This window comes from Streptomyces spiramyceticus, from assembly GCF_028807635.1.
In the GTDB taxonomy this organism is placed as follows: Bacteria; Actinomycetota; Actinomycetes; order Streptomycetales; family Streptomycetaceae; genus Streptomyces; species Streptomyces spiramyceticus.
Genome location: NZ_JARBAX010000001.1, coordinates 4,052,124 through 4,076,715, shown reverse-complemented (window position 1 = coordinate 4,076,715; position 24,592 = coordinate 4,052,124). Strand labels below are relative to the sequence as shown.

The window sequence follows — 24,592 nt, the reverse complement described above, 5'->3', positions numbered from 1 at the left end:
CGGCCCCTGTGACTGGTGTGCCGCAAATGAACTCTCATGAGGGGTAAGGGATTTGAGCCCGCGCAAGTCGCACGCCTACAGACCGCTGAGCCTGAAGCGCCGAGCATGGCTGACCATCGGCGCGGTGGTACTCGGCGGTGCAGGGGCGGTCACCGTCGCCATCGCCAATCCCGACGCCGACCCCGCACAGGACAGGGTCAAGCCGCGCAAGGCCAAGGTGCATGCCCTCGCCTTCAAGGGCACCGGCAGCACGAAGCGGGATCTGCCGCGTACAGGTACGGACCCGTTCTCGCTGGTCGGCGTCACCTGGGCCGACCCGGACGCCGAGATCGACGGCACGGCGGAGGTGCGTACGCGCAGCCGCGAGACCGGTGAGTGGGGCAAGTGGCTGGAGGTGCATCTCGACCAGCACCTGGCCGAGAAGCGCGACGCCAAGGCCAAGCTGCCCGGTATGTCCGAGCCGCTGTGGGTCGGGGCTTCCGACGGCGTCGAGGGGCGCATCCTGAAGGCCGACGGCACCTCCACCGCCGGGCTGCCCAAGGGTCTTGAGCTGACCCTGGTGGACCCGGGCGTCACCCCGAAGGAGGCCAAGGCCCCGGGCGCGGACGCCCAGTCTGCGGCGTACGCCGTCGAGGAGACCGAAACCCCGGCCGCGACCGCGACTCCGTCCGACCCGGCGACCGACACGGCGGTTCCCACGCCGACCGACACCGCCACGGCCACGGCCACGGCCACCGAGAGTGCGACCGCCACGCCGACGGACACCGCCACGGCCACCGAGTCCGCGACCGCCACCGGCAGCCCGACCGCCAGCCCGTCGCCTACGCCGACCATCCCCACCGCGCCGCCGTCGACCGTGACGCGGCCGCCGATGACCCTGCGCGCAGGCTGGGGCCCGGACAAGTCGCTCGCGACGAACTACAGCGACCCCGAGTACATCGACAAGGTCCAGGCCGTCTTCGTCCACCACACGGTCGACTCGAACAACTACAGCTGCGCCGAGTCCCCCGCCATGATCCGGGCGATCTACGCGTACCACGTGACGCCGCGTCCCAGCGCCGGCTACGACGGCTGGAAGGACATCGGCTACAACTTCCTCGTCGACAAGTGCGGCCAGATCTTCGAAGGCCGTGAGGGCGGCGTCGACCTGCCCGTCCTCGGCGCGCACACGTACGGCTTCAACTCCTACTCCACCGGCATCGCGCTGCTCGGCAACTTCGAGTCGGGCAAGCCCACCCAGGCCGCCCTGGACTCGGCCGCGCGCGTCGCCGCCTGGAAGCTCGGCCAGTACGGCGTCAGCCCGACCGGCACGGTCACGCTGGAAGCGGCCGCCAACACCGGCAAGTACAACAAGGGCCAGATGGCCACGCTGAACACCATCTCCGGCCACCGCGACGGCTTCGCCACCGCGTGCCCCGGCGCGAACCTGTACAGCAAGCTGCCCGCGATCCGTAAGTTCGCCGCCGGCGCCGGCCGCAACTCCGCGATCCCGACCACCGACTTCGACCGCGACGGCATCACCGACCTCGCCGTCGGTACGCCGAAGGTCGCGAGCGGCAGCGGCACCATCACCGTGCTGCCCGGCTCCACGGACGGCCCGGTCGCCGCGGCCCGCCGCACGCTGAGCCAGAACAGCCCCGGTGTGCCCGGTGGCAATGAGGGCGACGACCGCTTCGGTTCCACGTCGGCGTACGGCGACGTGAACGGCGACGGCTTCGCCGACCTGGTCGTCGGCGCCCCCGGCGAGAACGGCACGTCGACGCAGGTCAACACCGGCTCCGTCACCGTCATGTACGGCCCCGGGCTCACCACCGGCACCTCGTACTGGACCAACGCGGCCACCCGCACCTCGGGCGAGGCACTCGGCGCGACCGTCGCCACCGGCGACTTCAATGCCGACGGCAGGTCCGACGTCTTCTCCGTCGCCCCGGGCAAGCCGGGCCGCTGGTGGGCCTGGGACTCGAAGACCGGGGCCGCGAAGAACGGTTACCTGAACACGGCGGCGTACACCGGCGCCGTCTCCTACGCGTCCGCCGCGAGCGGCGACTTCAACCGTGACGGCTACGCCGATGTGGCGGTCTCCTACCGCGACCCGGCGGGCGCCGGACGCCTCCTGTGGCTGAAGGGCTCGTCGTCCGGCCTCCAGCGGGTCGGCATCCTGACCGCGCGCGGCGGCCGTTCGCTCGCGAGCGGTGACATCAACGGCGACGGTTACACCGACCTCGCCGTCGGCCAACCCTCCGCCACCGAGTCGGGTCACACCGCCAAGGGCGGAGCGGTCAGCGCCGTGTTCGGTTCCTCGACCGGACTGACGTCCACCGGCGTCAAGACCCTCCACCAGGACACCGCGGGCGTCCCCGGCGGCGGCGAGACCGGTGACGACCTGGGCGCGTCCGTCTCGGTCGGCGACGTCAACCTCGACGGGTACGGCGACATCCTCGCCGGTCAGCCCGGCGAGGACCTGACCCGCAGCGGCGTCTCGTACGCCAATGCGGGCCAGACCGTCCTGCTGCTCGGCACGTCCACCGGCCCGACCGGCACGGGCTCTGTCGCGTACTCCCAGGACACCTCGGGTGTTCCGGGCACGGCCGAGGCCAACGACCGCTTCGGCTCGGCGGTATCGCTGACCGACCTGTCCGGCTACACCCGGGCGGACCTGGCGATCGGCGCGGACGGCGAGGACGCGGGCAACGGCACCGTCCTCCAGCTCGACAACAGCAGCACGAGCGGCGTAGTCACCTCTTCCGGGATCTACTACGGCACTACGGCGCTGGGCGCCCCCACGGGCGCAGCGATCGGCAAGGTCCTCAACCCGTAAGTCACGCACATCACCGGGGCCCCTTCTCTCAGGAGGGGCCCCGGCCCTTTCGGCCAGTAGGTCCCACCAGTAAGGCAGTCATGAAGACCCTCGCTTCACGCACTCTCGTCCCGGCCGTCACCGCTGCGGCCGCCCTGCTGGCCCTGACGACGGGCTGTTCGAGCTCGGACGCCAACTCCCCCAAGACCGACCAGCCCGCGAAGGAGTCTCAGGGCGCCGTCCTGACCGAGGCCCAGCTCAAGGCGGCCCTCGTCGGCAAGGCCGACGCGAAGGCCTACGAGGCCGAGGACAACACCGCCCCCGCCGTGCGCCCCAAGGCCGACAAGCCGGAGTGCACCGCCCTTGCCGACATGACGGCGTCCGGCACGGGCCGTACGCCCGAGGCCGAAGCCTGGGCCAGCCGCACCTACGGTTCCGCCACCGCGCCGGGCCTGGCCGTGACGACCGGCCTTCTCTCGTACGAAGGGGAAGGCGCCCAGCAGACCCTCGACGGTGTCCGCAAGGCGATGACCAACTGCGCGGGCGGCTTCTCGACGACCGGCAACAACGGCGGTGCGACGGTCAAGTACGTCTCGGTGAAGCCGGAGCAGAACGCGAAGGCCGGCGACGACTCGCTGTCCTTCGTGATGACGGGCGAGGTCCAGGGCACGCAGGTCCCGATGCGCTTCACGCTCGTGCGCGAGGACAACACCGTGGCGTCGTTCTTCACCATCCACCTCGCCCAGCCGGCGAAGGCGAAGCTCCCGCAGGATCTCTTCACCAGCCAGGTCACCAAGCTGGCTGAGCACGCGGGCAAGGCGGCGAGTTGAGCCTCTGCTTCCATCTGCGTTCGGTGCCCCAGGAGGTCGTGAGCGACGATCCCGACCACCTGCGGGCACTGTTCGCCGACGACTGGGACGTCGTCCGCGCCCGGTGCCGGACCGCGACCGAAGCCGTACTGGACAAGGACTACCTCGACGTCGAGCGCCTGTACTCGGGTGCGCCGGCCCGTCCGGGCCCGCCCGGCCCCGAGGAGCTGCCGGTGCTCGGCGGGCGGCCGGTCCACTACCCGGACCACCAGCTGCCGCCGTTCGTCGTCCTCACCCCGCCGCAGGTGGCGGAGGCCGCCGCGTACCTGGCCACGGTGTCGTTCGACGCGCTGTGGCAGGCCGGACGCGAGGACCTGACGAGGCTGTACGGGCAGCCCTACGACGCGTCGGAAGTCCGGGACCACTTCGCCGGCTGTCACGGCGAGCTCCGCGCCTTCTACGCGCGCGCCGCCGACGAGGGCCGTGCGGTCGTGAAGTGGCTGCTCGTCTGAGGCAGAGCCGCTCAGCCCTTGTTGCGGGCCCGGCGTGAGGCCGCGGCCCGCAGTACGCGCTTGCCCTCGTTCGAGAGCTGGAGGGCGTGGTTCAGCCCGCCGCCGCCCGAGCCTTCGGCGAGCATTTCGAGGAGCTGGGCCTGGCGGCGCAGTTCGCCGGACGTGAGCGGGCTGATGCCGTCGGTCTCGCCGTTCCGGTACGCCTTCACACGCGCCTCGTCGTTGCCCGTCGCCACCCCGTCCAGCCGCAGATGGACCTCCAGCACCGCGGCCGAGCAGTCCTCGGCCCAGTCGCGCAGTTCGGGACCGTGGTACGCGGCCGGGACCGCCGAGGCCATGCGGATGGCGAAAGGAGCCAGTTCGCCGGGGGCCGCACCCGCGACGCGCTGCACGACGGCCGCGACCCTGCGCAGCTGGCCGAGCCAGGCGTCGCCGCCCTCGACCGCGACCCACAGGGGTCTGAGCGCCTCGTCGGTGTCGAGGCCTATGCGCCCGGCGCCTTCGACGTACTCCAGCAGCGGCAGGCAGCGGTCCAGGCAGGCGACCGCGCTCGCGGCCAGGCTCCGTTCATCGGCGCGGCCGATCAGTTCCACCAGGGTCACGATGCCTCCATAGGCACTGCTTGGCCCGCACGATTGCGGACCCTCTCCTTCCGACTGCGTACAGCGCCGCGTTTACGTCACAGCCCGCTCACCGACGATCACAGTCCCAGCCGGTCCAGGAAGCGGCGGCTCAGTTGAACCAGCGGGCCCTGCCGTGGCCTTGAGGTGCTGCATGCGCGTCAGCGCGCGTACCGGCCGTCCATCACGATTCCGCAGCTCAGCCCGTACGCCCGGCCAGCGCCTTGAAGCCCTCCCAGCCGAGGGCCGGCTTGCCCGAGTCCCAGGTCTTCTGGGCGAGGGCGCGCAGCGGCAGGTGGATGCCGCGCGCGACCTGCTCCTGCGTCTGGGCGTTCGACAGGTCGCACCAGACGGCGAGGCGGCCGCCGAGGATCTGGTCCGAGTAGCGCGCCGGTACGGGGGTCGTGCCGCGCAGGACGAGCGGGGTCCAGTCCTCGTAGATGCGGCGGCCCGTCGGGTAGGTGAAGGTGTTCGGCTCACCGAGTACGTAGTAGAGGTACTCGTCGTTGGCGTTGACCAGCTCGCGTCCCTCGTTCAGGTACTCCACCGGCTGCCGCGCGCCCAGCTCCTTGCCGGTCCAGTACTCGACCTCGCGGTCCTGGTCAGCCTTGACGACGCCGCCGGCGTGGAGGCCGTCGTTCCATGCCTTCAGGCGCTTGCCGTGGGGGCGCAGCGTCTCGGCGCGGTCGTTCAGCCAGCCGGTGGCCAGGTCCTGGATCTTCGCGTCGGGGCCGTACGAGCGGACGGCCTGGCGGGCGAGTCCCGGGTACGACGCCTCGGGGTCCCGCTTCATCAGTGCCTGGTACTCGTCGCCGCCGAGGTGCCAGTACCGGCCGGGGAAGACGTCGGCGTACTCGCGCAGCAGGTCGTCCACGATCCGCGCCGATTCGGGGTTGGCGATGTCCACGGCGCCGGGCGCCGCCACGCCGCTGGTGTCGCGCAGCTGGAGTCCGGGGTGCGCGCGCGTCACCGCTCCGAGGTGGCCGGGCGAGTCGATCTCCGGGATCACCGTGATGTGGCGGCTGGCGGCCAGCTTCACGATGCGCCGGACCTCGGCCTTGGTGAGGTGCTGCTCGGAGACCACCTCGGGGTGGCTGTCCGATGCGATACGGAAGCCCTGGTCGTCGGAGAAGTGCAGGCCGAGCTGGTTGAGCTTGAGGTCGGCCATCTCGCGGACGGTGTCCTCGATCCACCCGGCGGTGAAGTGCTTGCGTGCGATGTCGAGCATCAGCCCGCGCTGCGGCTTGGCGGGGCGGTCGCGGACGACGCCCTCCGACAGCCGGCCGTCGGCGTTCAGCGCCTGCTTGACGGTGCGGGTCCCGTAGAAGACACCGGCCTCGTCGGCGCCTGTGACGCGTACACGCCCGTCACGCACGGTGAGGGTGTACGACTCGGGGGCGCCCCCGGGCATGATCGCGAGCTCGATGTCACCCGCGCGGCCGGACCCGGCGGGCAAGAAGCCCCGCTTCAGTTCCTGGGCCAGGAGCCTTCCCTCGTCGGCGAGCACCCGGCTGTTGTCCGGTGCCACGACGACCCGCGTGCCACGGCCGGGCTGCCAGCCGGGGCCGGTCGCGGCGTCGTACTCCCGCACCGACGGGATGGCGCCGGGCGCCTTGGACGGCCCCGCAGGCGCGGACGGTGCCGCCGGCTTCGAGGGTGCCGCTGCCGGCTTCGAGGGTGCCGCTGCCGGCTTCGAGGGCGCCGCCGGCTTGGGGGACGCCGACTTGGAGGGTGCTGCCGGTGCCGCCGTCGGCGCGGACGGCTTGGACGGTACGGCGAGGGCTATGAGCGGGATGGACAGGGAGACGGCGGCCACGGCCAGGGGACCCCGGAATTGCGACATCATTGGGCGAACGATGCCGAATGGGCCACCAAACTTCCACAATGTGTGCCCAAACTCTCCCGTCCGGGTGAAATCGCCGCATCCGTCGGACAGCCCTCCCGGACCATCGATAGCGTTGGGGCACACCCGCACCGCCCTTCTCGTCGGTCCCATTCGAGGAGCTCACGCTGTCCGGTCGAACGCCCGTACCCCAGCAGAAGCACGGACCGGCGGTCGCAGCCGGTCTGGACCGGTTCAACGCCGCGCCCGCCGGCGCCGCCGAAGCCGCCCTGCTCGCCTGCTGCGGCAGCCGCCGCTGGGCGCAGCGGCTGGTCGCGCACCGCCCGTACCCCGATCTCGAATCCCTGCTCGCCGCGGCCGACGAGGCGGCGTACGACCTGTCCTGCGACGAGATCTCCGACGCCCTGGCCGACGAGTCCTCCGCGGGCCTGCGCGACGGCGCCCCCGCCAGCGCGCACACCGCGCTGCGCGCCGCCCACGCCGCGTACGAGAGCAGCTTCGGGCACGCCTTCGTGATCTGTCTGGACGGCCTGCGCCCGGAGGAGCAGCTCAACCAGGTGCTCGGCGGGATCCGCACCCGGTTGGGCAACGAAGTGGACGAGGAGCGGGCCGTCGCCGCCGACGAACTGCGCAGGCTGGCACGCGGACGGCTCGCGCACCTCGTATCCGAACCTCAGAAATCCGTCGATTTCCGGGAAAATGCTGATCATCCTGGCCACACGGGCCGCCCCCGACCGGCCCGATAGCCCGTCCGTGGCTGTTTGATTGCCACTTTGATCACACCTGTGGACCCCGCGCGAACGAACCGACAAGTCGTCGCTACGATGGCCGGGGCCGGTGGACCGTACCCGGCCGGGCCAGACCGACACAGAAGCCGGCATGGCCCTGATCCCCGCTCCCGGAGGGTTTTTCCGTGCCGGCTGGAACGCTGTATCGCGGCCGGGAAGGTATGTGGTCCTGGGTGGCTCATCGAGTCACCGGCGTCCTCATTTTCTTCTTCCTGTTCGTACACGTCCTCGACACCGCTCTCGTCCGCGTCTCTCCCGAGGCGTATGACGATGTCGTGGCCACCTACAAGACCCCTCTCGTGGCACTGCTCGAGTACGGCCTTGTCGCCGCCATCCTGTTCCACGCGCTGAACGGCCTCAGGGTCGTCGCCGTGGACTTCTGGTCCAAGGGCCCCCGCTACCAGAAGCAGATGCTCTGGACCGTCATGGGCATCTGGATCGTGCTGATGGCAGGCGCGCTCTACCCCGTGCTCGGCCACGCCGTACGCGAAGTCTTCGGGAGCTGACGCAGACATGTCTGAGACCACTTCCGCAGTCGGTCCCGTCGAGGGCGTAGAGCCTGTGGGACCGTTCAATATCGACAACCCGGCTCCCGTCATCGAAGCCCCACGCGTTCGTACCAAGAAGACGCCCAAGGCCACCCGCACGAACTTCGAGCTGTACGGCTGGCTGTTCATGCGGCTGTCCGGCATCGTGCTGGTCGTCCTGGTCCTCGGCCACCTGCTGATCCAGCTCGTGCTGGACGGCGGCGTGTCCAAGATCGGCTTCGCCTTCGTGGCCGGCCGCTGGGCCTCGCCGTTCTGGCAGACCTGGGACCTGCTCATGCTGTGGCTCGCGATGCTGCACGGCGCCAACGGCCTGCGTACCGTCATCAACGACTACGCGGAGCGGCCCAACACCCGCTTCTGGCTGAAGAACCTGCTGTACACCGCCACGGTGTTCACCGTCCTTCTGGGCACGCTGGTGATCTTCACCTTCGACCCGAACATCCGCTAGGCCCGGGGCTGAGGCAACCACCATGAAGATTCACAAGTACGACACCGTCATCGTCGGCGCCGGTGGCGCCGGCATGCGCGCGGCCATCGAGTCGACGAAGCGCAGCCGCACCGCCGTGCTGACGAAGCTGTACCCGACCAGGTCCCACACGGGCGCCGCGCAGGGCGGCATGGCCGCCGCGCTGGCGAACGTGGAGGAGGACAACTGGGAGTGGCACACCTTCGACACGATCAAGGGCGGCGACTACCTGGTCGACCAGGACGCCGCTGAGATCCTGGCGAAGGAGGCCATCGACTCCGTTCTCGACCTGGAGAAGATGGGCCTGCCGTTCAACCGCACCCCGGACGGCACCATCGACCAGCGCCGCTTCGGCGGTCACTCCCGCAACCACGGTGAGGCCCCGGTCCGCCGGTCCTGCTACGCGTCGGACCGCACCGGCCACATGATCCTCCAGACGCTGTACCAGAACTGCGTCAAGGAGGGTGTGGAGTTCTTCAACGAGTTCTACGTCCTCGACCTGCTGATGCAGGACGTCGACGGGGTCCGCAAGTCCGCGGGCGTCGTCGCGTACGAGCTGGCGACCGGCGAGATCCACGTCTTCCAGGCGAAGGCGATCATCTTCGCCTCCGGCGGCACCGGCAAGTTCTTCAAGGTGACGTCGAACGCGCACACCCTGACCGGTGACGGCCAGGCAGCGGCCTACCGCCGCGGTCTGCCGCTGGAGGACATGGAGTTCTTCCAGTTCCACCCGACGGGCATCTGGCGCATGGGCATCCTGCTGACGGAGGGCGCCCGTGGTGAGGGCGGCATCCTCCGCAACAAGGACGGCGAGCGCTTCATGGAGAAGTACGCGCCGGTCATGAAGGACCTCGCGTCCCGTGACGTCGTCTCGCGCTCCATCTACACCGAGATCCGCGAGGGCCGCGGCTGCGGGCCCGAGGGCGACCACGTCTTCCTCGACCTGACGCACCTGCCGCCGGAGCAGCTCGACGCCAAGCTCCCGGACATCACGGAGTTCGCGCGTACGTACCTGGGCATCGAGCCGTACACGGACCCGATCCCGATCCAGCCGACCGCGCACTACGCCATGGGCGGCATCCCGACGAACGTCAAGGGTGAGGTCCTCGCGGACAACACCACCGTCGTTCCGGGTCTGTACGCCGCCGGTGAGGTCGCCTGCGTCTCGGTGCACGGCGCGAACCGTCTGGGCACCAACTCGCTGCTCGACATCAACGTCTTCGGCAAGCGTGCAGGCATCGCCGCCGCGGAGTACTCGGCCGTGAGCGACTACGTCGAGCTCCCCGAGGACCCGGCGTCGCTCGTCGTCGCGCAGGTCGAGCGCCTGCGCAGCAACACCGGCACCGAGCGGGTCCACGACATCCGCCGGGAGCTGCAGGAGACGATGGACGCCAACGTGATGGTGTTCCGTACCGAGCAGACGATCAAGACGGCGGTCGAGAAGATCGGCGAGCTGCGCGAGCGTTACCTCAACGTCTCGATCCAGGACAAGGGCAAGCGCTTCAACACCGACCTCCTGGAGGCCATCGAGCTGGGCAACCTGCTCGACCTGGCCGAGGTCATGGCCGTGTCCGCCCTGGCGCGCAAGGAGTCCCGCGGCGGTCACTACCGCGAGGACTACCCGAACCGCGACGACGTCAACTTCATGCGCCACACCATGGCGTACCGCGAGGTGGGCGACGACGGCTCCGAGTCGATCCGGCTCGACTACAAGCCGGTCGTCCAGACCCGCTACCAGCCGATGGAGCGTAAGTACTGATGTCTACGACGACTCTGGAGAAGGTCGAGGACGCGAAGCCCGCGTCGGTCGCCTCCCCGTACATCACGGTCACCTTCCGGATCCGCCGCTTCAACCCGGAGATTTCTGCCGAGGCCGAGTGGCAGGACTTCCAGATCGAGATCGACCCGAAGGAGCGGGTGCTCGACGGTCTCCACAAGATCAAGTGGGAGACCGACGGCACGCTGACGTTCCGTCGCTCGTGCGCGCACGGCATCTGCGGCTCCGACGCGATGCGGATCAACGGCAAGAACAGGCTCGCCTGCAAGACGCTGATCAAGGACATCAACCCGGAGAAGCCGATCACGGTCGAGGCCATAAAGGGCCTCACGGTCCTCAAGGACCTCGTGGTCGACATGGACCCGTTCTTCCAGGCGTACCGCGATGTCATGCCCTTCCTCATCACGAAGGGCAACGAGCCGACGCGCGAGCGTCTGCAGTCCGCCGAGGACCGCGAGCGGTTCGACGACACCACCAAGTGCATCCTGTGCGCCGCGTGCACGTCCTCGTGCCCGGTGTTCTGGAACGACGGCCAGTACTTCGGCCCGGCGGCGATCGTCAACGCGCACCGCTTCATCTTCGACTCGCGTGACGAGGGCGGCGAGCAGCGGCTGGAGATCCTGAACGACAAGGACGGCGTGTGGCGTTGCCGTACGACGTTCAACTGCACGGACGCCTGCCCGCGCGGCATCGAGGTCACCAAGGCGATCCAGGAAGTCAAGCGTGCGCTGATCACGCGCCGCTTCTAGCTGTTCCCGGCGCTTGAGCTGTTTCTGTACGAAGGCCCGCCCCCGGTGCGAACGGGGGGCGGGCTTTCGCCATGGTGTGCCAGGATCAGGGGTATTGCACGCGCGCCGAGGGGAGCACGGGGAACATGAGCGAGCAGAATCCGAATCCGTACGCGGCGGACGGTGACCCGAACGGAAATTACCAGTGGGGTCCGACTCCGGGTTACGGATACCCCAACAACGCGCCCGGGTACGGCTATCCGCAGCAGCCGACGGTGGCAGACGGTACGCCGATGCCCTACGCCGGGCCTCCGGCGGGGGTCGGCGGTGGTGCGCCGCTGATGTCGATCGGTGACATCACCGTCATGAACGACTCGATCGTGACGCCGTCGGGCACGATGCCCCTCAAGGGCGCGGTGTGGACGGCGACCGACATGTCGCGCACGGAGGAGAAGATCCCGACGGTCGCGATCGTGCTGGCCATCGTCTTCGCCCTGCTCTGCCTGATCGGCCTGCTCTTCCTCCTGATGAAGGAGAAGCAGACGACCGGCTTCATCCAGGTCACGGTCACCAGTGGCGGTCGGCACCACTCGACGATGGTCCCGGCCGTCGGTCCCCACTCCTTCCACATGATCATGGGCCAGATCAACTACGCCCGCTCGCTCAGCGTCTGAGGCTCGTGCGGTGTCACCGGCCGTTCGAAGAGCCTCTCCGGCGACACCGTCGCCCGGGTGCCGCTGACACCGTCGAGCTCGTACAACCGGCGTAGTACGTCCCGCAGTTGCTGCCTGCGATGAAGTGCGCCTCCTGGATCGCCGGGATCGCCGCGAAGGCGTCCGCCGAATCCCCCCTCCACGCCGACGACTGAACGTCGGCGAATGCCTGCGTTCGCCGCGCCCGAGCGCCGCCGGGCCGTCCTCCACCGCCGTACGCCCTGACGCCCCGGGCTCCGCGCTTGAACATGTTCAAAAAGAGGTCTAGATTCCTTCCTGCCAGCCTTTTGAACACGTTCAAGAAGGGGTGGGGTATGGACCTCACTGTTGTCGCCTACGTCGTCTACCTGCTGATCAGCGTCGCGCTCACCATCTGGGTCGCGCGGACGCTGAGCCGCAACGGACGCATCTTCATCGCGAGCGTCCTGCACGGGGACGAGAAGCTCGCCGACGCGGTCAACCACCTCCTGGTGGTCGGCTTCTACCTGGTCAACCTCGGGTTCGTCGCCCTCTACCTCAAGGCGGCGGACGCCGTCGACGACGCCCGTGGGCTCTTCGAGGCGCTCTCGGTGAAGCTCGGTGTCGTCCTGCTCGTCCTTGGCGTCATGCACCTCGGCAATGTCTGGGTCCTCAACAAGATCCGGCGGCGCAGCATCATGGAGCGCGAGCAGGTCCCGCCGGTTCCGCCGCAGGGCTGGACGCACCAGGCCGGTCAGGGCCCGTGGGCCGCACCCGCCACCGGTCCCGCCGGGGCGTGAGCGCGATGGGCCACACACCGGTCCGCAGACTGACGGTCCTGTACGACGCCCAGTGCTCCCTCTGCGTCCACCTGCGGAGCTGGCTGCTGCGCCAACGCCAGCTCGTACCGCTGGACCTGGTCCCCGCCGGTTCGGTCGAGGCGCGGCGCCGGTACCCGCGCCTCGACCACGCCCGTACCCTGCGGGAGATCACCGTCATCGGTGACAGGGGCCAGATCTACGCCGGGCCCGCCGCCTTCGTCGTCTGCCTCTGGGCCCTGGCCGAGCACCGGCCCAGAGCCCACTGGCTCGCCACCCCGGCGGGCGCCCCCTTCGTACGGGTCACGATGCTCGCGGCGGCCAAGTACCGCGAGGCGACAGGGGCCGGGGCAGCCGGGGGAACGCCCTGCGGCGAGCGGTGCTCCGTACCCGGTTAGGCTCGGACACCGTGAAAGAAGACAAGGCCCCCAAGAGCGAGCAGACCCGCACGCTCATCCTCGAGACCGCGCTCCAGCTCTTCCAGGACCGCGGTTACGACAAGACCACCATGCGGGCCATCGCCAAGGAGGCGGGCGTCTCCGTAGGGAACGCGTACTACTACTTCGGCTCCAAGGAACACCTCGTCCAGGGCTTCTACGACCGGATCGCCGCCGAACACCAGGCGGCGGTCCGTCCCGTACTGGACAAGGAGACAGATCTGGAGGCGCGGATGGCCGGGGTGCTGAAGGCCTGGCTGGACATCGCCGCGCCGTACCACGAGTTCGCGGCCCAGTTCTTCAAGAACGCGGCGGACCCCGAGAGCCCGCTGAGCCCCTTCTCCCCAGAGTCGGAGCACGCCCGCGAGGCGGCCATCGCCGTTCACCGGGAGGTGCTGGCCGGCTCCAAGGCCAAGGTGGCCGAGGAACTGCGGGACATCCTGCCGGAGTTGATGTGGCTCTCCCAGATGGGACTGGTCCTGTACTGGGTGTTCGACCGCTCCGAGGACCGGGAACGCAGTCGCCGCCTCGCCGAACGCGGCGCCCGCCTCACCGCCCGCGGGGTCGCGCTCGCCCGCTTCCGGGTGCTGCGTCCGCTCGTGCGCGAAGTGCACGAGCTGTTCACGGACTTCCTGCCGGGGATGGCCCAGACGGTGGCCTCGCACAAGGCGCACTGACCGCAAGGCGGACCGACAAGCAAGGCGAGCCGACAGCGAGACGGACCGACAGCGAGGCTGACCGACCGTCGGCCGGGCCCGGCGCCGGCGTGCGCCTACGCCCGGCGTGAAGCCAGCTCGACCACCGTGATGTCGGACTCCGCCCCCACGCGCACCGGCGGCCCCCACGCCCCGGCGCCCCGCGAGACGTACAGCTGGGTGTCGCCGTACCGCTCAAGGCCCGCCAGCGTCGGGTTCGCCCGGGCGGCGATGAAGTTGCCGGGCCAGAGCTGGCCGCCGTGCGTGTGTCCGGAGAGCTGCAGATCCACGCCGTGCTTCACCGCGTCGTGGATGACGACCGGCTGATGGGCGAGCAGCACCGAGGCCCGCGTGCGGTCGCGGTCCCCCAACGCGCGTACGAAGTCCGGTCCCTGCCCTTCGCTCTCGCCCGCGACGTCGTTGACCCCGGCGAGGTCGAAGCCCGCGATCTCGACGCGGTCGTTCTCCAGCGGCCGCAGCCCGAGCTCACGCACATGCTCGACCCACTGCTCCGCACCGGAGAAGTACTCGTGGTTGCCGGTGACGAAGTACGACCCGTGCCGCGCCTCCAACTGCGCGAGCGGCTCGGCGGCGTACCCGAGGTCGGCCACGCTCCCGTCGACGAGGTCGCCGACGACGGCCACCAGATCGGGCTGGGTGGCGTTGATCGTGTCGACGATGCGCTGGGTGTGGGCGCGGCCGAGAATCGGTCCCAGGTGTACGTCGCTGACGACGGCGATCCGGAACCCGTGGGCGCCCCGCGGCAGTTTGGCCAGCGGCACCACGACCCGCTTCACCCGGGGCCCGCGCAGCACCCCGTACGTCCCGTATCCCACGGTCCCCAGCGCCGCGGCCGCCGCGCCTCCGCCGACCACCCGCGAAACGAACAGGCGCCGCGAAACACCGGCCGGGGCCGTGGGCGCCGTGGGGGCCGCAGGCGTCGTCGCCGCCGGGGGCATCGTCACCGTGTCCGTACCGCCACCGCTGCCGCCACCGCTACCGCCCGAGGACGCACGCCCCGAGCCACTGGGGGCGGCCTCCCCCAACGCCTCGGGAAGCGCCGCCGGGGCAGGGGCGGACCGCCGCTCCAACCCCCGCCGCAGCAGGGGCCGTACCGCCTCCCCCACCACCAGCGCCATCACCAGGTACATCAGCACCGCCAGCCAGAGATACCCCGGCCAGGCCACCACCTGCTGCACCCAGAACGGCGCATGCGCCCGCCCCGAGACCAACGCACCCACCGTCAGCAGCGGCAGGACCACCACCGCGACCGTGCCCGCGCGCCGGGCAAGACCGCCGCGCGCCGTGGTGTCGCGGACCAGCCGCCGCCAGACGTACCAGTGCGCCCCGCCCAGCACGGCGACCACCACGACCGCACCCGCGAGGAGACCCAAGACCATGCCCACAGTTATCCCCGGCTCCGCTCACGTCGAAGGGCCCGCACTCCACGCAACCCGATCACCCCAACGGCCGTCCCCAGAAGAAAGGACGTAACGGCAAGCAGCAGATGCACCCAGAAGTACGTGGTCGGGTCACCCGCGTCGTCAAAGGCGAGCCCGCTGGCGTCCTTCCACAGATTCCGAGCGAAAGTGACCCAGATGAACCAGCTCCACACCCCGAAGGCGAGCAGGAACCAGGAGACGGAGCGGCTGAGCTTCATAGGCTCAGTATCACCGCCGTCCCCGGGCCCCCGCCGCCCGGGGGCTGGGCTGTCCCGGCGGAGCCCACGGCGGGTCACACACGCCCTGTCGGCATCCTTGATCACGCCATGTACGTTCTCGTGCGTGTCTTCTGTTAAAAAGACCGCACTGACGGTCCTCGCCACCGCGTTGCTGCCCGCTCTCACCGCCTTGCCCGCGCACGCGGCAACGACGGACGACAACCCGGGCAGGAAGCAGCCGAACCCACCGTCCGTGATGTCGACGGTCGGTGGATCACAGCTCGGCCGGCCCGGTACGCAGGTGAAGCTCGGCCGGGGTGCGCCGGTGCTGCCGAAGGAGCTGAGCGGCAGATCGTGGATCGTCGCCGACGCCGAGTCGGGCGCCGTACTCGCGGCGCACAACGCCCACTGGCGGCTGCCTCCCGCCTCGACCATGAAGATGCTCTTCGCGGACACGGTCCTGCCGCGCCTGCCCAAGCGGCAGGTCCACAAGGTGACTCAGGCCGAGCTCGCGAACGTCGGCGAGGGCAGCAGCCTCGTCGGCATCAAGGAGGACCACACCTACACGGTCCACGACATGTGGCTCGGGGTGTTCCTGCGCTCGGGCAATGACGCCGTGCATGTGCTGTCCGCGATGAACGGCGGAATGTCCAAGACCGTACGGGACATGCAGACGCACGCGGAAGAGCTTCAGGCGCTGGACACCTCTGTCGTCTCGCCCGACGGTTACGACGCGAAGGGCCAGGTCAGCAGCGCGTACGACCTGACGCTCATCGCCCGCAGCGGGATGCAGAAGAAGGACTTCCGCGAGTACTGCGCGACGCCGAGCGCCACGTTCCCCGGTGAGAAGAAGAAGGGGAAGAAGCGCGAGAGCTTCCAGATCCAGAACACCAACCGCCTGCTGACGGGCGACTACGGCATCTCGCCGTACAAGGGCGTGGCGGGCATCAAGAACGGCAGCACCACCCACGCCGGAGCGACCTTCACCGGTGTCGCCCAGCGCGGTGACAAGGTGCTGCTCGTCACCGTCATGAACCCGTCGGCGAACGAGGGGCACGCCGTCTACAAGGAGGCCGCACGCCTCCTCGACTGGGGCTTCGCGGCGGCCGGGAAGGTCGCCCCGGTCGGCGAGCTGGTGCCGCCGAAGTCGGCGGAGACCAGCAAGGGCGCCCCGTCCGCCAAGGAACCGGGCGCGGGCAAGGACGCCAAGGGCAAGGGATCGGACACGTCGGAGAAGAACGAGGCGCAGCTCGCCTCGACCGACCGCGATTCGAGCGGCGCCGGCGTCGCGCTCGCCGTCACGGGCGGCGCGCTGCTGCTGCTCGTCGGCGGGGTGTACCTGGTCAACCGGCGCTGGCCCCTTCCCGCCCTCGTACGTCGTCGTCCCCGCCGCTAGCAGGCTCGTCCCCGCCGCCGGGCTCGTCCCCGCCGCCGGCCTCCTCGTCGCCCCCGGCCTCCTCGTCGCCGCGCTGCGTCGCCGTCCAGGCGGCGCAGCACAGCAGCAGCTTCGCGCTGAAGTTGATCCACAGGAGCAGGGCGACGGGGACGCCGAAGGCGCCGTACATGCTCTTCGCGGCGACGCCCTTCATGTAGCCGCCGAGCAGCAGCTTGAGCAGTTCGAAGCCGACGGCGCCGATGAGCGCGGCGGTGAACAACCGGTGCCTGACCGGCTGCACACCGGGCATCAGCGTCAGCAGATACAGCAGGATGACGAAGTCCGCGCAGACAGCCAGGGCGATGGCGATGATCTGCAGCAGGACGCCGCCCGCACCGCTTCCGGAGATGCCGAGCTGTTCGGCGGTCCAGTCGACGGCGGTCGATCCGACGGAGGAGGCGGCCAGGGACGCGAGCCCGGTCACGCCGAGACCGATCAGCACTCCGGCGTCCTTGAGCTTGCGCAGGAAGGGGTTGCCCTCCTCGTCGTCCAGCCCCCATACGGCCCGCAGGCATCCCCTCATGGAGCCGACCCAGCCGATGCCGGTGAAGAGCAGCAGGGCGCCCGCGACGATTCCGACGGTGCCCGCGTTGTCCACGAGTGATCCGAAGTCGAGCTGCCCGGAGATGCCCGGCACCTGCTCGGCGATCTTTCCTTCCAGGCGGTTCAGCTGGTCGTCGGAGAGCAGGGCCGCGGCAATCGCCGCGCCGACGGTGATCAGCGGGAAGAGTGCCAGGAAGCTGATGAAGGTGATCGCGGCGGCCAGCCGGGTCCAGTGGACACGGTCGAGTGTCTCGTACGTGTGCCAGGCGTGAGTGACCATCAGCCGTGTCACGAGGGGGCCGACGACGGGCAGTTTCTTCAGCCAGTCCATGGGATGCGCTTACCCTCCGTCGCGAGATCCAGTGTCCTGGCCGCAGGTGCTCCCGCCGTGCCCCGGTCGGCGAAGACGGCGTACCGCAGCACCGCGAGGATGAAGGCGATCAGCGAGAGCTGACGCCAGGGCAGCAGGCTGCCGTTGGCGGTGCCGCCGCTCTCCAGCGCCCACAGGCAGTAGCCGAGCACGGCGACGCCTGCCGCCAACTGCCATACGAAGCGCAGGTATCCGGTGGTGTATTCGCCGAGCAGCGCCCGGGTGGCGCCGGGCGACTGCGCCCGGTCCTCCATCTGCACGGCCTCCGAGTAGCGCTTGGCGGCGACCATGAAGAGCGCGCCGAAGCCCGCGGTGATCAGGAACCAGCGGGAGAGGGGGATCTGCAGGGCGACGCCGCCGATCATCGCGCGCATCAGGAATCCGCTGGTGACGACGACCAGATCGACGACGAGTACGTGTTTGAACCATATGCAGTACGCGAGTTGCATGACGACGTACACCGTCAACAGGGCGGCGGTCATCGGATTGCAGAGCAGGACGGCGGCAGCGGGCGCGAGCAGCGCGAGCAGGAACCCTGCGGTGTACGCGACGGATGCGGGCACCTGTCCGGCGGCGACGGCGCGGCGGCACTTGACGGGGTGGGCACGGTCGGCTTCGGCGTCGCGCGCGTCGTTGATGAGGTAGACGGCGGACGCGGCGGCGGTGAACAGTACGAAGACCACGGCCAGTTGGGTGAGGGTGTGCCGGGAAGCCAGTTCTCCGGCGGCGGCGGGCGCGGCGACGACCAGGGTGTTCTTGACCCACTGGCGGGGGCGCGCGGTGCGCAGCAGCCCTCCGGACAGGCTCAGGGAGCGGCGGACGGGGTCTCCCGGCGGGGAGTGCAGGGGCTGGGTGACCAGTGCCGTGATGCCGCGCTCAGACACTCCCTGCTCCCCCGTCGGGCGCGGCGGCCGGCCGCGTCATCCAGGCCGCCCCGAGCCCGGCCGTGAGCCCGCCGAGCAGGGCGCCCGCCGCGACATCGGTCGGGTAGTGCACGCCGGCGACCAGCCGGGACACGCACATGGCTGCGGCCAGCGGCGCCGCGATGTTGCCGCCGCCGGGGCGCAGCGCGCCGAAGGCCACCGCGGCGGCGGCCGCCGAAGCCGCGTGCGAGCTGGGGAAGGAGTGCCGCCCGGCGGTACGTACCAGGGGCTCCAGGGCGGGGAGTTGGGGGCGCGCGCGGCGTACGGCCAGCTTGACGGCCATGCTCGCGAGGTGTGCCGCGCCGATCAGTGCCGTACCGCGCAGCCAGGCCCGGCGGTGGTCGTGGTCGGCGCCCGCGCCCAGGAGGCCGGCGGCGATCCAGACGGCGCCGTGCTCGCCGCACCAGGAGAGCCCGCGGGCGGCGGCCGCAACGTGCGGGTCCGTACCGCAGTCCCGCATGGCCGACAGCAGACGGCGATCGGCTTCTCGCATCTGTCACCCCTCTCCCGCTCTCCACTTCAGTTAATCCCACTATTCACGACAAGGTGGGTGAATCACGCAATTGACACCTTTATGGGCTATACGGGGTCAGGCGGAGCGATACGGTCGGAGCCATGTCTGTCGACACCGTCTCAGTGACCGGCTGGGGCCGCACGGCCCCGACCACCGCCCGGCTGATCCGGCCGCGTTCGTACGAGGAAGCGGCGGCCGCCGTCGTCGAATGCGCCGCGCACGGCGCACGCGGCGGTATCGCACGCGGCCTCGGGCGGGCGTACGGCGACGCGGCGCAGAACGCGGGCGGCTCCGTGCTCGACATGACCGGCCTCGACCGCATCCGCAGGATCGACGCGGAGGCGGGCGTCGTGGTGTGCGACGCGGGCGTGAGTCTGCACCGGCTGATGGAAGTGCTGCTGCCGCTCGGCTGGTTCGTACCGGTGACGCCCGGGACCCGGTATGTGACCGTCGGCGGCGCGATCGGTGCGGACATCCACGGCAAGAACCACCACGGGTCGGGGTCCTTCTCCCGCCATGTCCTGTCGTTCGACCTGCTCACCGCCGACGGCGAGGTACGCACCGTCCCGTCCGGCACCGATCTCTTCGACGCGACGGCGGGCGGCATGGGCCTGACCGGCGTCATCCTCTCCGCGACCGTCCAACTGCTGCCCGTCGAAACCTCGTTGATGTGCGTCGACACCGAACGGGCAAGTGACCTGGACGACCTGATGGCCAGGCTCACCGCCGACGACCACCGCTACCGCTACTCGGTCGCCTGGATCGACCTGCTCGCGCGCGGTGCCTCGACGGGGCGCTCGGTCCTCACGCGCGGGGAGCACGCCCCGCTGGACGCGCTCCCGTCGCGCGCCCGCCGGTCGCCGCTCGCCTTCAGCCCCGGCCGGCTCCCCGCCGCGCCACGCTTCGTACCGGACGGGCTGCTCGGCCGTACGACCGTGGGCCTGTTCAACGAGCTCCGGTACCGCACGGCCCCCCGCGCGCGCCGGACCGGGGAAATCCAGAAGCTGTCGGCCTTCTTCCACCCGCTGGACGGCGTACCGCACTGGAACCGGCTCTACGGGCGCAGCGGGTTCGTTCAGTACCAGTTCGTCGTCGGGTACGGGCAGGAGGACGCCCTGCGCCGCATCGTCCGGCGCATCTCCTCCTGTACGGGCGGCGGGCGGGGGTGCCCGTCGTTCCTCGCCGTGCTGAAGTGGTTCGGCGACGGCGATCCGGGGTGGCTGTCCTTTCCGATGCCCGGCTGGACGCTGGCCCTGGACATCCCGGCGAACCTGTCCGGGCTCGGCGCGTTCCTCGACGAGCTGGACGAGGAGGTCGCGGCGGCCGGGGGGCGTGTCTACCTGGCCAAGGACTCCCGGCTGCGGCCCGAGATGCTGGCGCCGATGTATCCGAAACTGGCCCGATTCCGTGCGCTGAGGGCCGAGTTGGACCCCTTGGGCGTGTTCACGTCAGACCTCTCCCGCCGCCTCTCCCTCTGACGTACCAGGAGCTCATCCATGAAGGACGCCTTCGGCACCCCTCAGTCCCTGCTCATTCTCGGCGGTACGTCGGCGATCGGCCTCGCAACGGCCCGCCGCCTGGTGGCCCGCCGCACCCGTACGGTCTGGCTGGCAGGGCGGCCCTCCCCCGCCCTCGAATCGGCCGCTGCGGGGCTGCGCGCGCTGGGCGCCGACGTGCGTACCGTCGCCTTCGACGCCCTCGACTCCACGTCGCACGAAGAGGTGCTCGGCAAGGTCTTCGCCGAGGGGGACATCGACATGGTGCTGCTGGCCTTCGGGATCCTCGGCGACCAGGCGCGCGACGAGGCGGAGCCACTGGCGGCGGTCCGGGTCGCGCAGACCAACTACACGGGCGCCGTCTCGGCAGGCCTCGTGTGTGCGAACGCTCTCCAGGAGCAGGGCCACGGATCGCTGGTCGTACTGTCATCGGTGGCGGGCGAGCGCGCCCGCCGCGCGAATTTCATCTATGGGTCGAGCAAGGCGGGCCTGGACGCGTTCACACAGGGGCTCGGCGACGCACTGCACGGGACAGGCGTGCACGTGATGGTCGTACGCCCCGGATTCGTACGGTCGAAAATGACGGCGGGCCGCGCGGAGACCCCCCTGGCGACGACCCCGGAGGCGGTCGCGGCGGCGATCGAGCTGGGCCTGCGACGGCGCTCGGAGACGGTGTGGGTGCCGGGAGCGCTGCGCCTGGTGATGTCGGCACTGCGCCACGTACCGAGGCCGCTGTTCAGGCGCATGAGCGCATACTGAGCCGTCCGGCGCTTGAGGACCCCAGAGGCTCAGGACCGCAGTGAAGGCGCCGCCGGTTCATCGACCGGTGAATTCTGCGCAGGCACGACACCCGCCGTGCCACCCCCGAACGCGTACTCGCAGAGCTTGCGCCACACGCCGTCCGCCCCCTGCTCGTACAGCGCGAAACCGCTGCAGGCCCACTCCGCCTCGTACTCCGAGAGCTCCTCGTACGCCCGGTCCATGCCCTCTTCGGAGATGCCGTGGGCGACCGTGACGTGCGGGTGGTACGGGAAGTGCAGCTCGCGCACGAGCGGGCCCGACGCGTCCCTGACCCGCTTCTGGAGCCACGCGCAGGCCGCCGCGCCTTCCACGACCTGCACAAAGACGACCGGGGAGAGCGGGCGGAACGTACCGGTGCCGGACAGCCGCATCGGGAACGAGCGGCCCGACGCCGCGACCGCGGCGAGATGCGCCTCGACCGCGGGCAGCAGCGAGGCGTCGATCTCGGTCGGCGGGAGGAGGGTGACATGCGTGGGGATGCCGTGCGCGGCAGGATCCCCGAAGCTCGCGCGCCGCTGCTGGAGCAGGCTGCCGTACGGCTCCGGGACCGCGATCGAAACGCCGAGCGTTACGGTCCCCATGTCGTTCTCCTCCGTAGTCCGGTACGTCCTGTGGTGCTGTCCTGTGTGGTTCTGCCAGTGTGCAGTGTGGCGGGCGCGGCGCCCTTGTGGCCAGAGTCCTTGGTCAGAGCCTTGTGCCCGGCCCCTGTGGGCGTCCGCTCCGCGCTGGGCGGGTCAGTGCTTGGCGGGCAGGAGACCGACCTTGTCGTAGGCCTGGGCAAGGGTCTCGGCGGCTACTGCGCGGGCCTTTTCGGCGCCCTTGGCCAGGATTGAGTCCAGCGTCTCCGGGTCGTCCAGATATTCCTGGGTGCGGGTCCTGAACGGCGTGACGAAGTCCACCATCACCTCGGCGAGGTCCGTTTTCAGCGCGCCGTACATCTTGCCCTCGTACTTCTTCTCCAGCTCGGCGACGGTGGCGCCGGTGAGCGTGGAGTAGATGGAGAGCAGGTTGCTGACGCCCGGCTTCTCGACAGCGTCGTAACGGATCACGGTGTCCGTGTCCGTGACCGCACTCTTGATCTTCTTGGCGGTGGCCTTGGGCTCGTCGAGGAGGTTGATCAGGCCCTTCGGCGTCGACGCCGACTTGCTCATCTTGATCGCCGGGTCCTGGAGATCGAAGATCTTGCCCGTCTCCTTGAGGATGTACGGCGCCGGGACGGTGAACGTGTCGCCGAACCGGCCGTTGAAGCGCTCGGCGAGGTCGCGGGTCAGCTCGATGTGCTGGCGCTGGTCCTCGCCGACCGGGACCTGGTCTGCCTGGTACAGCAGGATGTCCGCGACCTGGAGGATCGGGTACGTGAAGAGGCCGACGGTCGCGCGGTCGGAGCCCTGCTTGGCGGACTTGTCCTTGAACTGCGTCATACGGGACGCCTCACCAAAGCCGGTGAAGCAGTTCATGACCCAGCCGAGCTGGGCGTGCTCGGGGACGTGGCTCTGGACGAAGAGCGTGCAGCGGTCCGGGTCGAGGCCGGCGGCCAGCAGCTGGGCGACGGCGAGCCGGGTGTTGGCGCGGAGCGCGGCGGGGTCCTGCGGAACGGTGATCGCGTGCAGGTCGACGACCATGTAGAACGCGTCGTGGGATTCCTGCAGGGCGACCCACTGGCGCACGGCGCCAAGGTAGTTGCCGAGGTGGAACGAGCCTGCGGTGGGCTGGATGCCGGAGAGCACGCGAGGACGATCAGAGGCCATGAACTCATTCTCTCAGGTGTGGAACCCAGCTCGGTTCTCCGGTGTATCAAGAGTGTGAGGACGCGGGAGGGGACCCTGGAGGGGGGCCGCATCGGCATCGACGATGCTGCGGCGATCGCGCGCGTACGGTCCGGGGAGCCCGAGGCGTACGCGGAACTCGTGCGCGCGTACACAGGAATCGCGCTCAGGGCGGCCGTGGCGTTCGGAGCGGGTTCGGACGCGGAAGACGTGGTGCAGACGGCCTTCTTCAAGGCGTACCAGTCGCTGGGGCGCTTCAGGGACGGCTCGGCCTTCCGGCCGTAGTTGCTGCGGATTGTCGCTAATGAGACCAGAAACACAGTTCGGTCCGCGGTACGGCTGCGGGCGGCGACGGGACGGGAGGCCGCGCTGCTCGCCGCCGAGCCGCTGATACCGGAATCGGCCGATCCGGCGGTGGCGGCGCTGGAGGAGGAGCGGCGTGCGCTGTTGCTGGCGGCGCTGGATGAGCTGAACGAGGACCAGCGCCAGGTCGTGACGTACCGCTATCTGCTGGAAATGGACGAGGCGGAGACGGCGGAGGCGCTGGGCTGGCCGCGGGGCACAGTGAAGTCGCGGCTGAACCGGGGGCTGCGGAAGCTGGGGCTGATTCTGCCGGGGATGCGGGACGAGTGGGACGGACGGGACGAGCGGTGCGAGCGGGAGGGGGGTGATGAGCATGAATGAGGAGCGGCCGAAGGAGCGGCGCGACGGGCGACAGGAGGCGCGGCGGGACGGGCGACAGGACGGGCGGCACGCGGGCCTGCCGGAGGCTGGCCATGAGCTGGCCGACGAGCTTCGCGAGCTGGGGCGCCGGATGAGGAGTCCGGACGTCGACGGGCCGACGATGGCCGAGCGGGTGCTGGCGCAGATCGTCGCGGAGGCGGTCGCCGTACCGGTGGCGCGGCCCCCTGCGCGCGGCGAGCGGCTGCGGGCCTGGGCGCGGCGGAGGTGGCGGGCGGTGGCCGCTGCCCTGTCCGGGCTGCTGGTCGTGCTGGTGCTCACGCCCCCGGTACGGGCCGCGGTCGCGGACTGGTTCGGTTTCGGCGGCGTGGACGTGCGGTACGACCCGACGGCGTCGCCGCCGCCCGGGCCGCCCGGGGCCGGGGCGCCCGACTGCCGGGGCGGGCTGACGGTGGCCGAGGCGGCGCTGCGGGCGGGCTTCGACCCGGTGCTGCCGCGCGGGCTGGGCAAGCCGGTCGCGGCCTCGGTGTCGCGTGACCGGCGGGTGCTGTCGGTGTGCTGGCGGACGGAGGGTGGGCGGACGGTCCGGATCGACGAGTTCCGGGCGGCCATCGACCCCGTGTTCTACAAGGCGACGCCGGTGCCCGCCGAGTACACGGAGGTGGACGGGCGGACGGCCCTGTGGTTCCCGGAGCGCCACCGGCTGACGCTGCGGCTGGTGGACGAGGACGGCCGCCCGTACGCGCGGAAGGTCAGGTCGGCCGGGCCGACGCTGGTCTGGCAGCGGGCCGGGGATCTGACGCTGCGGCTCGAAGGCGTCACGTCGATGGAGCGCGCGGTGGACCTCGCGGAAACCGCCTCGAAATCTGCTGGGGAATCCGCCGACTGAGGGGG

25 protein-coding genes and 1 pseudogene are annotated in these 24,592 nt (G+C 70.3%); 17 read left to right on the top strand and 9 right to left on the bottom strand.

The window, feature by feature from the left end:
- Positions 1-52: 52 nt before the first annotated feature.
- From PXH83_RS18730 to PXH83_RS18720, 3 genes are all read left to right on the top strand, one after another.
- Positions 53-2,818: an FG-GAP-like repeat-containing protein gene (locus PXH83_RS18730; protein WP_274561524.1), complete on the top strand. Its 2,766-nt coding sequence runs from the start codon at positions 53-55 to the stop codon at positions 2,816-2,818.
- Positions 2,819-2,898: 80 nt separating this feature from the next.
- Positions 2,899-3,627 (top strand): hypothetical protein, encoded by a 729-nt coding sequence (locus PXH83_RS18725; RefSeq protein ID WP_274561523.1) that lies wholly within the window; start codon positions 2,899-2,901, stop codon positions 3,625-3,627.
- A 38-nt stretch (positions 3,628-3,665) separates the two neighbouring features.
- The gene (locus PXH83_RS18720; RefSeq protein ID WP_274561522.1) at positions 3,666-4,118 is read left to right on the top strand and encodes a DUF1877 family protein; all 453 of its coding nucleotides are present in this window, start codon (positions 3,666-3,668) and stop codon (positions 4,116-4,118) included.
- An 11-nt stretch (positions 4,119-4,129) separates the two neighbouring features.
- Here the strand turns inward: PXH83_RS18720 and PXH83_RS18715 are convergent, their stop codons facing one another.
- Both PXH83_RS18715 and PXH83_RS18710 read right to left on the bottom strand, forming a co-directional pair.
- Positions 4,130-4,720 carry a hypothetical protein gene (locus PXH83_RS18715; protein WP_274561521.1) on the bottom strand — a complete coding sequence of 197 codons (591 nt, stop codon included), beginning with the start codon at positions 4,718-4,720 and terminating at the stop codon, positions 4,130-4,132.
- A gap of 217 nt (positions 4,721-4,937) precedes the next feature.
- On the bottom strand, positions 4,938-6,581 hold the full coding sequence (locus tag PXH83_RS18710; RefSeq protein ID WP_420803231.1) for a beta-N-acetylhexosaminidase: 1,644 nt from the start codon (positions 6,579-6,581) through the stop codon (positions 4,938-4,940).
- A gap of 167 nt (positions 6,582-6,748) precedes the next feature.
- Between PXH83_RS18710 and PXH83_RS18705 the strand changes: the two genes are divergently transcribed.
- The 9 genes from PXH83_RS18705 to PXH83_RS18660 all read left to right on the top strand — a co-directional run bounded on the left by PXH83_RS18705 (position 6,749) and on the right by PXH83_RS18660 (position 13,491).
- Positions 6,749-7,327: a 2-oxo-4-hydroxy-4-carboxy-5-ureidoimidazoline decarboxylase gene (locus PXH83_RS18705; RefSeq protein WP_274562894.1), complete on the top strand. Its 579-nt coding sequence runs from the start codon at positions 6,749-6,751 to the stop codon at positions 7,325-7,327.
- A 167-nt stretch (positions 7,328-7,494) separates the two neighbouring features.
- A complete protein-coding gene (gene sdhC, locus PXH83_RS18700; RefSeq protein ID WP_214921237.1) occupies positions 7,495-7,875 on the top strand; it encodes a succinate dehydrogenase, cytochrome b556 subunit in 381 nt (126 codons plus the stop codon).
- Positions 7,876-7,882: 7 nt separating this feature from the next.
- Positions 7,883-8,365: a succinate dehydrogenase hydrophobic membrane anchor subunit gene (locus tag PXH83_RS18695; protein WP_274561519.1), complete on the top strand. Its 483-nt coding sequence runs from the start codon at positions 7,883-7,885 to the stop codon at positions 8,363-8,365.
- Positions 8,366-8,387: 22 nt separating this feature from the next.
- Positions 8,388-10,142 carry a succinate dehydrogenase flavoprotein subunit gene (gene sdhA / locus PXH83_RS18690; protein ID WP_274561518.1) on the top strand — a complete coding sequence of 585 codons (1,755 nt, stop codon included), beginning with the start codon at positions 8,388-8,390 and terminating at the stop codon, positions 10,140-10,142.
- Positions 10,142-10,909, top strand: coding sequence for a succinate dehydrogenase iron-sulfur subunit (locus PXH83_RS18685; protein ID WP_274561517.1), 768 nt, complete (start codon positions 10,142-10,144; stop codon positions 10,907-10,909). Before sdhA ends, PXH83_RS18685 begins: the two co-directional genes overlap by 1 nt.
- A 125-nt stretch (positions 10,910-11,034) precedes the next feature.
- Positions 11,035-11,562, top strand: coding sequence for a hypothetical protein (locus tag PXH83_RS18680; RefSeq protein WP_274561516.1), 528 nt, complete (start codon positions 11,035-11,037; stop codon positions 11,560-11,562).
- A gap of 353 nt (positions 11,563-11,915) precedes the next feature.
- Positions 11,916-12,359 carry a hypothetical protein gene (locus PXH83_RS18670; protein ID WP_274561515.1) on the top strand — a complete coding sequence of 148 codons (444 nt, stop codon included), beginning with the start codon at positions 11,916-11,918 and terminating at the stop codon, positions 12,357-12,359.
- 5 nt (positions 12,360-12,364) lie between these two features.
- The gene (locus PXH83_RS18665) at positions 12,365-12,775 is read left to right on the top strand and encodes a thiol-disulfide oxidoreductase DCC family protein (RefSeq protein WP_274561514.1); all 411 of its coding nucleotides are present in this window, start codon (positions 12,365-12,367) and stop codon (positions 12,773-12,775) included.
- Positions 12,757-13,491 carry a TetR/AcrR family transcriptional regulator gene (locus PXH83_RS18660; RefSeq protein WP_420803184.1) on the top strand — a complete coding sequence of 245 codons (735 nt, stop codon included), beginning with the start codon at positions 12,757-12,759 and terminating at the stop codon, positions 13,489-13,491. The genes PXH83_RS18665 and PXH83_RS18660 overlap by 19 nt, the downstream gene beginning before the upstream one ends.
- A 95-nt stretch (positions 13,492-13,586) precedes the next feature.
- On the opposite strand, the gene PXH83_RS18655 is transcribed toward PXH83_RS18660, so the two are convergent.
- Positions 13,587-14,909, bottom strand: a complete 1,323-nt coding sequence (locus PXH83_RS18655; RefSeq protein ID WP_274561513.1) for a metallophosphoesterase — start codon at positions 14,907-14,909, stop codon at positions 13,587-13,589.
- Positions 14,910-14,917: 8 nt separating this feature from the next.
- On the bottom strand, positions 14,918-15,169 hold the full coding sequence (locus PXH83_RS18650) for an SCO4848 family membrane protein (protein WP_274561512.1): 252 nt from the start codon (positions 15,167-15,169) through the stop codon (positions 14,918-14,920).
- A 124-nt stretch (positions 15,170-15,293) separates the two neighbouring features.
- Between PXH83_RS18650 and PXH83_RS18645 the strand changes: the two genes are divergently transcribed.
- On the top strand, positions 15,294-16,565 hold the full coding sequence (locus tag PXH83_RS18645; RefSeq protein ID WP_274561511.1) for a D-alanyl-D-alanine carboxypeptidase family protein: 1,272 nt from the start codon (positions 15,294-15,296) through the stop codon (positions 16,563-16,565).
- Here PXH83_RS18645 and PXH83_RS18640 read toward each other — a convergent pair.
- From PXH83_RS18640 to PXH83_RS18630, 3 genes are read right to left on the bottom strand one after another with little or no spacing between them, the layout of a single operon-like run.
- Complete coding sequence (locus tag PXH83_RS18640; protein WP_274561510.1) at positions 16,513-17,478, bottom strand: YihY/virulence factor BrkB family protein; 966 nt, start codon at positions 17,476-17,478, stop codon at positions 16,513-16,515. The two genes, PXH83_RS18645 and PXH83_RS18640, sit on opposite strands and share 53 nt — an antisense overlap.
- Positions 17,466-18,401 (bottom strand): decaprenyl-phosphate phosphoribosyltransferase, encoded by a 936-nt coding sequence (locus tag PXH83_RS18635; protein WP_420803183.1) that lies wholly within the window; start codon positions 18,399-18,401, stop codon positions 17,466-17,468. The genes PXH83_RS18640 and PXH83_RS18635 overlap by 13 nt, the downstream gene beginning before the upstream one ends.
- Complete coding sequence (locus tag PXH83_RS18630; RefSeq protein ID WP_274561509.1) at positions 18,394-18,933, bottom strand: phosphatase PAP2 family protein; 540 nt, start codon at positions 18,931-18,933, stop codon at positions 18,394-18,396. The genes PXH83_RS18635 and PXH83_RS18630 overlap by 8 nt, the downstream gene beginning before the upstream one ends.
- 122 nt (positions 18,934-19,055) lie before the next feature.
- On the opposite strand from PXH83_RS18630, the gene PXH83_RS18625 reads away from it, so the two are divergent.
- Complete coding sequence (locus tag PXH83_RS18625) at positions 19,056-20,432, top strand: decaprenylphosphoryl-beta-D-ribose oxidase (protein WP_274561508.1); 1,377 nt, start codon at positions 19,056-19,058, stop codon at positions 20,430-20,432.
- 18 nt (positions 20,433-20,450) lie between these two features.
- Entirely contained in the window at positions 20,451-21,209 is a 759-nt protein-coding gene (locus PXH83_RS18620; protein ID WP_274561507.1) for a decaprenylphospho-beta-D-erythro-pentofuranosid-2-ulose 2-reductase, read from the top strand.
- Positions 21,210-21,238: 29 nt separating this feature from the next.
- On the opposite strand, the gene PXH83_RS18615 is transcribed toward PXH83_RS18620, so the two are convergent.
- On the bottom strand, positions 21,239-21,832 hold the full coding sequence (locus PXH83_RS18615; RefSeq protein WP_274561506.1) for a 2'-5' RNA ligase family protein: 594 nt from the start codon (positions 21,830-21,832) through the stop codon (positions 21,239-21,241).
- A 153-nt stretch (positions 21,833-21,985) separates the two neighbouring features.
- Positions 21,986-22,999, bottom strand: a complete 1,014-nt coding sequence (trpS, locus tag PXH83_RS18610) for a tryptophan--tRNA ligase (protein WP_214921222.1) — start codon at positions 22,997-22,999, stop codon at positions 21,986-21,988.
- Between the two features lie 54 nt (positions 23,000-23,053).
- Here trpS and PXH83_RS18605 point away from each other — a divergent pair.
- Together PXH83_RS18605 and PXH83_RS18600 are read left to right on the top strand one after the other, a co-directional pair.
- Positions 23,054-23,701 (top strand): annotated as a pseudogene (locus tag PXH83_RS18605) (RNA polymerase sigma factor).
- A complete protein-coding gene (locus PXH83_RS18600) occupies positions 23,688-24,587 on the top strand; it encodes a hypothetical protein (protein ID WP_274561505.1) in 900 nt (299 codons plus the stop codon). Before PXH83_RS18605 ends, PXH83_RS18600 begins: the two are co-directional and overlap by 14 nt.
- Positions 24,588-24,592 lie beyond the last annotated feature (5 nt).

What these genes read in the sequence shown, in the direction of transcription:
- PXH83_RS18665 (WP_274561514.1), top strand. Translation starts at nt 12,365, where the DNA reads ATGGGCCACACACCGGTCCGCAGACTGACGGTCCTGTACGACGCCCAG.
- PXH83_RS18725 (WP_274561523.1), top strand. Translation starts at nt 2,899, where the DNA reads ATGAAGACCCTCGCTTCACGCACTCTCGTCCCGGCCGTCACCGCTGCG.
- PXH83_RS18630 (WP_274561509.1), bottom strand. Translation starts at nt 18,933, where the DNA reads ATGCGAGAAGCCGATCGCCGTCTGCTGTCGGCCATGCGGGACTGCGGT.
- PXH83_RS18615 (WP_274561506.1), bottom strand. Translation starts at nt 21,832, where the DNA reads ATGGGGACCGTAACGCTCGGCGTTTCGATCGCGGTCCCGGAGCCGTAC.
- PXH83_RS18600 (WP_274561505.1), top strand. Translation starts at nt 23,688, where the DNA reads ATGAGCATGAATGAGGAGCGGCCGAAGGAGCGGCGCGACGGGCGACAG.
- PXH83_RS18640 (WP_274561510.1), bottom strand. Translation starts at nt 17,478, where the DNA reads ATGGACTGGCTGAAGAAACTGCCCGTCGTCGGCCCCCTCGTGACACGG.
- PXH83_RS18670 (WP_274561515.1), top strand. Translation starts at nt 11,916, where the DNA reads ATGGACCTCACTGTTGTCGCCTACGTCGTCTACCTGCTGATCAGCGTC.
- PXH83_RS18620 (WP_274561507.1), top strand. Translation starts at nt 20,451, where the DNA reads ATGAAGGACGCCTTCGGCACCCCTCAGTCCCTGCTCATTCTCGGCGGT.
- PXH83_RS18685 (WP_274561517.1), top strand. Translation starts at nt 10,142, where the DNA reads ATGTCTACGACGACTCTGGAGAAGGTCGAGGACGCGAAGCCCGCGTCG.
- sdhA (WP_274561518.1), top strand. Translation starts at nt 8,388, where the DNA reads ATGAAGATTCACAAGTACGACACCGTCATCGTCGGCGCCGGTGGCGCC.
- PXH83_RS18650 (WP_274561512.1), bottom strand. Translation starts at nt 15,169, where the DNA reads ATGAAGCTCAGCCGCTCCGTCTCCTGGTTCCTGCTCGCCTTCGGGGTG.
- PXH83_RS18680 (WP_274561516.1), top strand. Translation starts at nt 11,035, where the DNA reads ATGAGCGAGCAGAATCCGAATCCGTACGCGGCGGACGGTGACCCGAAC.
- PXH83_RS18695 (WP_274561519.1), top strand. Translation starts at nt 7,883, where the DNA reads ATGTCTGAGACCACTTCCGCAGTCGGTCCCGTCGAGGGCGTAGAGCCT.
- PXH83_RS18655 (WP_274561513.1), bottom strand. Translation starts at nt 14,909, where the DNA reads ATGGTCTTGGGTCTCCTCGCGGGTGCGGTCGTGGTGGTCGCCGTGCTG.
- PXH83_RS18625 (WP_274561508.1), top strand. Translation starts at nt 19,056, where the DNA reads ATGTCTGTCGACACCGTCTCAGTGACCGGCTGGGGCCGCACGGCCCCG.
- trpS (WP_214921222.1), bottom strand. Translation starts at nt 22,999, where the DNA reads ATGGCCTCTGATCGTCCTCGCGTGCTCTCCGGCATCCAGCCCACCGCA.
- PXH83_RS18710 (WP_420803231.1), bottom strand. Translation starts at nt 6,581, where the DNA reads ATGTCGCAATTCCGGGGTCCCCTGGCCGTGGCCGCCGTCTCCCTGTCC.